Raw genomic sequence first — 8301 nt, 5'->3', positions numbered from 1 at the left:
GGGGGGGGGGGGGGGGGGGGGGGCGCGCGTGGGTGCTTGGCGCGGGGGGGCCCGAGGTGTCCCCCCGGGGGGCGGGGGGGGGGGCTGCCACCGCGGGGCGTCCGCCCGCCGTCCCGGCGCGCGTCGTACGCGCGCTGGGACGCCGTCACCTCCGCGACGGAGCCCTCGAGGACGTCGAGGAGGCCCGTCAGGCTGTCGGCGACGCGGCGCCCGAGGTCGGTGAGGGAGTACTCGACGTGCGGGGGGATGGTCGCACGCACCTCACGCACGACGATGCCGTCACGCTCGAGGGACTGCAGCGTCTGGGCGAGCATCTTCTCGCTCACCCCGTCGATGCGACGCCGCAGCGCGTTGAAGCGCACCGCGCCGTCGCGCAGGCCCGCGACCGTGAGGACGCCCCACCGCCCGGTGACGGCCTCGAGCACGTGCCGCGAGGTGCAGCCGCGCTGGAAGACGTCGGCCACCATCGCATCGGTGGGGCCGGGGTCCTCCACGGGGCGGGCGTCGGTCGTCATCGCCCCAGGATACGGCGCCTCCAAGGAGTGCAGCACTGTGAGAAAGGTCGCACGCTCTGAAGGTTGGCACTTTCGAAAAGTAAGCGCATGCTGGGACCGCACGGCCGCCCGGCCGTGCCCTCGCGCACCGAAGGAGCCCTCGCATGTCCATCGCCGTCACCGGAGCCAGCGGTCACCTCGGCCGCCTCGTCGTCGAGTCCCTCCTCGCGCATGGGGCCGACACGTCCCAGGTCGTCGCCGCCGCGCGCACGACGGCGAAGGTCGCCGACCTCGCCGACCGTGGCGTGCAGGTCCGCGAGGCCGACTACGCGCGACCCGAGACCCTGGCGGCGGCGCTCGCGGGCGTCGACGTACTCGTCCTCGTCTCGGGCTCCGAGGTGGGGCAGCGCGTCGAGCAGCACCGCAACGTCGTCGACGCCGCGCGCGCCGCCGGCGTGGCGCGCGTCGTCTACACGAGCGCGCCGCACGCCACGACCTCCGCGCTCGTCCTCGCACCCGAGCACAAGGCCACGGAGGAGCTCCTGGCGGCGTCGGGCCTGGCGACCACGATCCTGCGGAACAACTGGTACACCGAGAACTACGCCGGCGACGTGCTGGGTGCCCGGGAGTCCGGCGAGCTCGTGTCGAGCGTGGGCGACGGCCGCGTCGCGAGCGCGAGCCGTGCCGACTACGCCGAGGCCGTCGCGGTCGTGGCGCTCGCCGCGCAGGCGGACTCCGCCGCGCACGCGGGGGCCGTCTATGAGCTGAGCGGCGACGTCGCGTGGACGTTCGACGACCTCGCCGCCGTGGCCTCGGAGGTGCTCGGGCGCCCCGTCGCGTACCGACGCGTGGGCCCCGACGAGCACCGCGCGTTCCTGCTGGGAGCGGGGCTGGACGAGGGCACCGCCGGGTTCGTCGTCGCGCTGGACGGCAACATCCGCGACGGGCTGCTCGCCGAGACGTCGGGGGAGCTCGCGCGTCTGCTGGGCCGCCCGACGACCCCGCTGGTCGACGGGCTGCGCACCGCCGTCGCGCAGGATTGAGAGGTCGCGACGTGGCCGTCCGGGTGATCGGGCGGCCACGTCGCGGCGCCCGTCAGGAGGGCGTCAGTGGGACGCCTTGACGACGAGCACCGGGACGGGCGAGTCGAGGAGCACGCGCTGCGTCGTGCTACCGAGCAGGAACTTGCCCACCGGCGAGCGCTTGCGCGCCCCCACGACGACGAGGTCGGGCGCCGTGCGCTCGGCCTCGTCGATGATCGCCTCGGCCGGGTCGAGGTGCTCCGACCGGTACGTGATCTCTGGGCGCGCGACCCCGGCGGGGAGCGTGTCGAGCAGGTGCGCGAGGGTCGCGGGGACGCCCGCGTCGGCGTCCTGCGGGGTGAGGACGAGGACCGCGAGGGCGGTCGAGCGGTGGACCGCCTCGGCGACCGCCGCACGGAACGCGGTCTCGCCCTGCGGGGAGTCGTTGTACGCCACGAGGACGGTCATCGCGCGGGCCCTTCCGTCATTCCGTCGTGCTGCCGTTGAACTCTCTCACAGGGCGCGCCCCGTCGCCGGTCGACGGGTGCCCGCGGCGACGGGTGCGCCGGGCCGACCCAGCGCGGCGTCCGGCACGGCGAGCGTCGGGGGCAGCAGGGGCGGGACGACGTCGCGCAGGACCGCCTCGATCTCGCGGCGCCGGCGTGCCCCGAGCCGCTCGGCGGGAGCGGTGACGCTCACGGCGGCCACGGACTGTCCGCCCCGCAGGATCGGGAGGGCGACGCAGCTGATGCCCGGCTCGTTCTCCTCGGTCTCCGTCGCGAAGCCGCTCGCCCGCGTCGCGTCGCACGTCGCGCGGAGCGCGGCGGGCGAGACGGGGTGCTCGTCGGGGACGGCCGCCGCGTACCAGGCGAGCGCGCCGTCGTCGAGCGGCCGGTGGGCGAGCAGCGCGCGCCCGAGCGCCGTGGTGGCCGCAGGGCGGCGCCGCCCCACGGCCGACCAGACCCGGACGGCGCGCGCGGGCTCGACCTTGTCGAGGTAGACGATCTCGGTCCCGGCGAGAGCGCCGAGGTGGACGAGCTCGTCGGTCTCCCGGCACACCGCGACGAGCACCGGGTGCAGGAGCGCGGGCAGGTTCTCCTCGCCGAGGTACACCGTCGCGAGCGCGGTCGCCGCCGGGCCGAGGCGGTAGTCGCCCGTCGCGCCATCCTGCTCGGCGTAGCCGCGGTAGCGCAGCGCCGCGAGCGTGCGGTGCAGCGAGGCCTTGTGCAGCCCGAGCGAGCGCGCGAGGTCGCCGAGCGCGGCCCCGGCAGGGCCCGCCCCGGCGAGCGCCTCGAGCACGCTGAGGGCCTTGTCCACGCTCCCGAGAGGGCTGCCGGGCGGGTCGGCCGGTGCGTGCCGGTCTGTCCCGGGCGTGCCCGACGGCGAGGTCCCGGCTTCCGCCATCGTCGCTCCTTCGCCTAGAGTGCGTTCCGTAGTGAACAACAGGCGTTCACCATAGCGAAACGGAGCGAGGATGTCATCCCACCGACCCCTGGAGGCGATCGCACGCGCCCGCGTCGTGCCGGTCGTCGTCGTCGACGACGCGGAGCAGGGCGTGCTCGTCGCGAGCGCGCTGCGCGACGGCGGCCTCCCCGTCGCGGAGGTGACCTTCCGCACCGCGGGTGCTCGCGCCGCGATCGAGGCGATCGCGCGCGAGGTGCCGGACGTGCTCGTCGGCGCGGGGACCGTCGTCAACGCGGCCCAGGTCGACGAGGCCGTGGAGGCCGGAGCCCGCTTTCTCGTCTCGCCCGGGCTCTCGGCCGCCGTCGTGCGCCGCGCGCAGGAGGTCGGGGTGCCGGTCCTGCCCGGGGTCGCGACGCCGTCGGACGTCATCGCCGCGCTCGACCTCGGCCTCGACGCGGTGAAGCTCTTCCCGGCGAACGTCGTCGGCGGTCCGGCGGCGGTCAAGGCGTTCTCCGCGCCGTTCCCCGGCCTGCGCTTCGTGCCGACCGGCGGCGTGAGCGCCGCCAACCTCCTCGACTACCTCGCGCTGCCGTCGGTGCTCGCGGCCGGCGGCTCGTGGATGGTCGACGCCGCGCTCGTGCGCGCGGGCGACACCGCCGAGATCACCCGCCGGACGCGCGAGGCCGTCGAGCTCGCCGCGACCGCCCCGCACCCCGCCGAAGGAGCCTGACGCGTGCCTGACACGACCCAGAACCAGCCCCCGCTCGCCGTCCGCCCCGCGGCAGAGTGCGCCTACGACGTCGTCGCCCTCGGCGAGGTCATGCTCCGCCTCGACCCGGGCGAGCGCCGCATCAAGACCGCCCGCAGCTTCGACGCCTGGGAGGGCGGCGGCGAGTACAACGTCGCGCGCGGGCTGCGCCGCGCCTTCGGGCTGCGCGGCGCGGTCGTCACCGCGCTCGCGGACAACGAGGTCGGCCGGCTCGTCGAGGACCTCATGCTCACCGGCGGCCTCGACACGCGCTGGGTGCAGTGGCGCGAGTACGACGGCATCGGGCGCACCGTGCGCAACGGGCTCAACTTCACCGAGCGCGGCTTCGGCGTGCGCGGCGCCGTCGGCGTCTCCGACCGCGGCAACACCGCGATCGCCCAGCTCCGGCCCGAGGACGTCGACTGGGACGACGTGTTCGGCCGCGGCGTGCGCTGGTTCCACACCGGCGGCATCTTCGCCGCGCTGTCCGAGTCGTCCGCGGACGTCGCGGAGGCCGCCATGGCCGCCGCACGCCGCCACGGCACGATCGTGTCCTACGACCTCAACTACCGCCCCTCGCTCTGGAAGGGCATCGGCGGCGTCGAGCGCGCGCAGGAGGTCAACCGCCGCCTCGCCCGGTACGTCGACGTGATGATCGGCAACGAGGAGGACTTCACCGCCTCGCTCGGCTTCGAGGTGGAGGGCGTCGACGAGAACCTCACCGACCTCGACACCGGCGCATTCCGCGCGATGATCACGCAGGCGGCCGAGGAGTACCCGAACTTCCAGGTGATCGCGACGACGCTGCGCGGCGTGAGGTCGGCGACCGTCAACGACTGGGGCGCGATCGCCTGGTCGCGCGTGCAGGGTTTCGCCGAGGCGACCCACCGCCCCGGGCTGGAGATCCTCGACCGCGTGGGCGGCGGCGACTCGTTCGCGTCGGGCCTTGCGTACGGGCTCATGGAGCTCGGCTCGATCCACGAGGCCGTCGAGTACGGGGCCGCGCACGGCGCGCTCGCGATGACCACGCCGGGCGACACGTCGACGGCGTCGCTCGCCGAGGTCCGCAAGCTCGCCTCGGGCGGCAGCGCACGCGTGCAGCGCTGACCGGGCCGCCTCCCGTCTCCCGCCGTGCCGGGCCGCACCACCAGGGTTAGTGTGGTCGGGCTGTCGGCGGGAGGCGGGAGGTGCGGCGTGGCTGGTGGGGCCTTCGTGCCCGGGCTGCCACGCCGCGGCGCCGAGGAACCGCCGGACCTGGCTCGCGCTCTCGACCATGCGCGCATCCTCCGCGCGGCGGGCGATCCCGGTGGAGCCGCCCAGGTCCTCGACCGCGCGTTCGCCGCGGAGGGCGTGCGGACCCGCAGCGTCGCCGAGCGCGTCCGGTTCCGCGCCCTGGTGCTCCGCGCCGACCTCGCGCTCGCCCTGCACGACGAGGCCGCGGCGGAACGCTTCCTCGAAGGGGCGGAGTGGTTCCGGGCCGGGGCCGACTTCCTCCCGCGGGTCGCCGAGGCGCTCGCCGCGCTCGACGACGAGGTGCACCGCGCCGACGAGCTGCGCGACCGGCTCACGAGCGAGCGCTGCACCGGCTGACGCGGCCGGCCGGGAACCGCGCGTGCGGGAGCCGCGTTGGACTCCGCAGTACCCGTGCGGGCGCCGACCGCGCCCGGCCCATCTCGCGAGGAGGCAGACATGCTGTGCCCCACCGACCAGACCGTGCTCGTCATGACCGAGCGCAAGGGCGTGGAGATCGACTACTGCCCGACGTGCCGCGGCGTGTGGCTCGACCGCGGCGAGCTCGACAAGATCATCGACCGCTCGGTGGAGAGCGAGATCGCCGCCGAGGCCGCAGGGCCGGCCGCTGTCGCACCCACAGCTCCGGCCCCCGCGGCCCCGCCCGCCCCCGCGCCGACGTCGTACCCGCCGGCGCCCGCCGCGGACTACGGAACGCCCGGCTACGGCGAGCGGCGCGACGACCGCCGGTACGACGACCGTGACCGCTACCGGGGCGACCAGTACGGCGACGACCGGTACCGGGACGACCGCTACCGCGACGACCGCGACCGCCGCTACGACGGGCGCGACGGCTACGACCCCCGCTACCGCAAGCGGAAGAAGAAGGAGTCGTGGCTCGAGGACCTCTTCGACTTCTGACGAGCCTCGTGGTCGACTGTCCCGCGTGACCGTCCTCGACTCGTTCTCGCTCGCCGGCCGCACGGCCCTGCTCACCGGTGGGAGCCGCGGGATCGGGCGCGCCGTCGCCCGCGCGCTCGGCGAGGCCGGCGCCCGGGTCGCGCTCACGGCGACGACGGCGCCTGCCGCGGAGGACGCGGCCGCCGCGCTGCGGGAGGACGGGATCGACGCCCGCGGGTACGCGCTCGACGTGACGGACCGCGCCCAGGTGGACGACGTCGTCGGGCGCGCGGCCGCGGACCTCGGGACCGTCGACCTGCTCGTCAACAACGCGGGGATCTCGATCGGCGGGGCGGCGCTCGAGATCGACGACGACGTGTGGCACCGCACGCTCGCGACCAACCTCGACGGCGTCTGGTACTGCTCGCGCGCGGTCGCGCGCGCCCTGGTCGCCGACGGTCGGCCGGGCGCGATCGTCAACGTCGGGTCGATGTCGGCGTCGATCGTCAACCGACCGCGTTGGCAGCCCGCGTACCTCGCGTCCAAGGCGGCGGTGCACCAGCTCACCAAGGGCCTCGCCGCCGAGTGGGCGCCGCACGGCATCCGCGTCAACGCCGTCGCGCCCGGGTACGTGCGCACCGAGGCGTCGCCTGTGGACCAGCCCGAGTACTACGACGACTGCGTCGCGCCCGCCGCGATGCGGCGCTGGGCCGAGCCCGAGGAGATCGGCCCTCCGGTCGTGTTCCTCGCGAGCGCGGCGTCGAGCTTCATGACCGGCGCGGTCGTCACGGTCGACGGCGGCTACACCCTCTTCTGACCCGGGCTAGGCTCGGTCCCCGTGCGCGCAGTCCTGAGCCGGTGGGTCGACCCGTTCGTCGTGACCCTGCTCGTCGTGCTCGTGCTCGGGCTCGTCGTGCCGGTGGGGCCGGACGCGCAGCGCGTGGTCGACGCCGTCGCGGACGTCGCGGTCACGCTCCTCTTCCTCGTCTACGGCATGCGCCTGTCGACGCGCGAGGTGTGGGCGGGCCTGCGGAACTGGCGCCTCCAGGGCGGGATCCTCGCGGCGACGTACGTCGTGTTCCCGGTGCTCGGGCTCGTCACGGCGTGGGCGATCGAGCCGCTCGTCGGGGCTCCGCTCGCCGCGGGCGTGCTCTACCTGTCCCTGCTCCCGTCGACGGTGCAGTCGTCCGTCGCGTTCACGTCGGTCGCGCGCGGCAACGTCGCCGGGGCGATCTGTGGCGCCACGGTGTCGAACGTCGCGGGCATGGTGATCACCCCGCTGCTCGTGCTGTGGCTCATGACCGTCGCGGACGGGGGCGCCGACGGTCCCACGGGCGGGCTCGGTGGACTCCGGACCGTGCTGCTCCAGCTCCTGCTGCCGTTCGTCGTCGGGCAGCTCCTCCAGCCGTGGGTCGGCGACTGGGTCCGCGCGCGGCGCTGGCTCACGCTCGGCGTCGACCGCGGCACGATCCTCGTCGTCGTGTTCGGCGCCGTCGCGGCCGCGTCCTCGGCGGGCGTGTGGGCGAGCGTGTCCGGGTGGTCGATCGTCGCGCTGCTCGTCGTGAGCGCGCTCGTCCTCGCCGCGATGCTCGCGCTCACCTGGTGGGGCGGGGCGGCCCTGCGGCTGTCGACGGAGGACCGGATCGCGCTCCTCATGTGCGGGTCCAAGAAGTCGCTCGCCACGGGTCTGCCCATGGCGAGCGTGCTGTTCCCGGTCGCCGTCGCGGGCGTCGTCGCCGTCCCGGTGATCGTCTTCCACCAGCTCCAGCTCGTCGTCTGCGCGGTCCTCGCGCGGCGTCTCGCGCTCCGCGACTGACGAGCCCCGCCGCTGGCGAGTCCTCGGGTCGCCGTCAGGAACGGCCGGCGACCTGCTCGCGCACCTGGCGCTTGGCGCGCGTGAGCATGCCGTTCATGCCGCCGATGCGCAGCGGGCTCACGGCCCGCGTGAGGCCGATCGACATGGGGAAGTCGTCCGGCACGTCGAGCACCTCCTGCACGGTCAGGCCCGACAGACCCTGCGCCAGGATCGACGCGAACCCGCGCGTCGTCGGCGCCTCGGCGGGCGCGGTCGCGAAGAAGTGCACGACGCCGTCGTTGTCGACCTCCGCGAACGCGCGCACGGGCGACTGGCACTCCTCGATGCGCTCGAGCAGACCGGGCGCGCTCGCGTAGCGCTCCGGGAGGTCGGGCAGCTCGTTCGCGAACTCGAGCAGGAGCTGGAGGCGCTCACGCTCCGGCAGCGCGAGGAAGTCCTCGCGGATCTCCGCGAGGGCCGCGGGCAGGGACGAGGCGTCGGACGAGGAGCTCATGGTGTCGATCCTTGCATCGGGGGCGTGCGGCCGGGACCCGGTCCCACCGTGCGGAACGCCCGGCGCGCGCGGCGTCTGCCCGCGGTGGACGCCCGCGCGGGGGGGGGGGGGGGGGGGCGCCGCCGCCGCCCCCCCCCCCGCGGGGGGCCGGGGGGGGGGGGGGGGCGGTGGGGGTGGAGGGGGCGGCGGCGCAC

At 75.5% G+C, this 8301-nt stretch carries 11 protein-coding genes; 7 read left to right on the top strand and 4 right to left on the bottom strand.

Annotated elements, in window-relative coordinates; all coding sequences use genetic code 11:
• Positions 1-515, bottom strand: a 515-nt coding sequence (locus ACFWH7_RS12745) for a winged helix-turn-helix transcriptional regulator (RefSeq protein ID WP_378216877.1), incomplete at its 3' end; no start/stop codon positions are given.
• A gap of 143 nt (positions 516-658) precedes the next feature.
• Here ACFWH7_RS12745 and ACFWH7_RS12740 point away from each other — a divergent pair.
• Complete coding sequence (locus tag ACFWH7_RS12740) at positions 659-1537, top strand: NAD(P)H-binding protein (protein WP_378216875.1); 879 nt, start codon at positions 659-661, stop codon at positions 1535-1537.
• A 63-nt stretch (positions 1538-1600) separates the two neighbouring features.
• Here ACFWH7_RS12740 and ACFWH7_RS12735 read toward each other — a convergent pair whose 3' ends face one another.
• Positions 1601-1984 carry a universal stress protein gene (locus tag ACFWH7_RS12735; protein WP_378216874.1) on the bottom strand — a complete coding sequence of 128 codons (384 nt, stop codon included), beginning with the start codon at positions 1982-1984 and terminating at the stop codon, positions 1601-1603.
• A 45-nt stretch (positions 1985-2029) separates the two neighbouring features.
• A complete protein-coding gene (locus ACFWH7_RS12730) occupies positions 2030-2920 on the bottom strand; it encodes an IclR family transcriptional regulator (RefSeq protein ID WP_378216873.1) in 891 nt (296 codons plus the stop codon).
• Between the two features lie 70 nt (positions 2921-2990).
• On the opposite strand from ACFWH7_RS12730, the gene eda reads away from it, so the two are divergent.
• The 6 genes from eda to ACFWH7_RS12700 all read left to right on the top strand — a co-directional run bounded on the left by eda (position 2991) and on the right by ACFWH7_RS12700 (position 7614).
• Positions 2991-3650 carry a bifunctional 4-hydroxy-2-oxoglutarate aldolase/2-dehydro-3-deoxy-phosphogluconate aldolase gene (gene eda, locus ACFWH7_RS12725; RefSeq protein ID WP_378216872.1) on the top strand — a complete coding sequence of 220 codons (660 nt, stop codon included), beginning with the start codon at positions 2991-2993 and terminating at the stop codon, positions 3648-3650.
• Between the two features lie 3 nt (positions 3651-3653).
• The gene (locus ACFWH7_RS12720; RefSeq protein ID WP_378216871.1) at positions 3654-4775 is read left to right on the top strand and encodes a PfkB family carbohydrate kinase; all 1122 of its coding nucleotides are present in this window, start codon (positions 3654-3656) and stop codon (positions 4773-4775) included.
• 87 nt (positions 4776-4862) lie between these two features.
• Complete coding sequence (locus ACFWH7_RS12715; RefSeq protein ID WP_378216869.1) at positions 4863-5258, top strand: hypothetical protein; 396 nt, start codon at positions 4863-4865, stop codon at positions 5256-5258.
• A gap of 99 nt (positions 5259-5357) precedes the next feature.
• Entirely contained in the window at positions 5358-5819 is a 462-nt protein-coding gene (locus ACFWH7_RS12710) for a TFIIB-type zinc ribbon-containing protein (RefSeq protein WP_378216868.1), read from the top strand.
• A gap of 25 nt (positions 5820-5844) precedes the next feature.
• The gene (locus ACFWH7_RS12705) at positions 5845-6615 is read left to right on the top strand and encodes an SDR family NAD(P)-dependent oxidoreductase (protein WP_378216867.1); all 771 of its coding nucleotides are present in this window, start codon (positions 5845-5847) and stop codon (positions 6613-6615) included.
• Positions 6616-6636: 21 nt separating this feature from the next.
• On the top strand, positions 6637-7614 hold the full coding sequence (locus ACFWH7_RS12700; RefSeq protein ID WP_378216866.1) for a bile acid:sodium symporter family protein: 978 nt from the start codon (positions 6637-6639) through the stop codon (positions 7612-7614).
• Positions 7615-7648: 34 nt separating this feature from the next.
• On the opposite strand, the gene ACFWH7_RS12695 is transcribed toward ACFWH7_RS12700, so the two are convergent.
• Positions 7649-8107, bottom strand: a complete 459-nt coding sequence (locus ACFWH7_RS12695; RefSeq protein ID WP_378216865.1) for a SufE family protein — start codon at positions 8105-8107, stop codon at positions 7649-7651.
• Between the last annotated feature and the right edge of the window lie 194 nt (positions 8108-8301).

The sequence above is a fragment of the Cellulosimicrobium cellulans genome (genome assembly GCF_042723955.1).
In the GTDB taxonomy this organism is placed as follows: Bacteria; Actinomycetota; Actinomycetes; order Actinomycetales; family Cellulomonadaceae; genus Cellulosimicrobium; species Cellulosimicrobium cellulans_H.
Note: the sequence above shows the minus strand (reverse complement) of the source record. Positions and strands in the feature narration are given on the sequence as shown.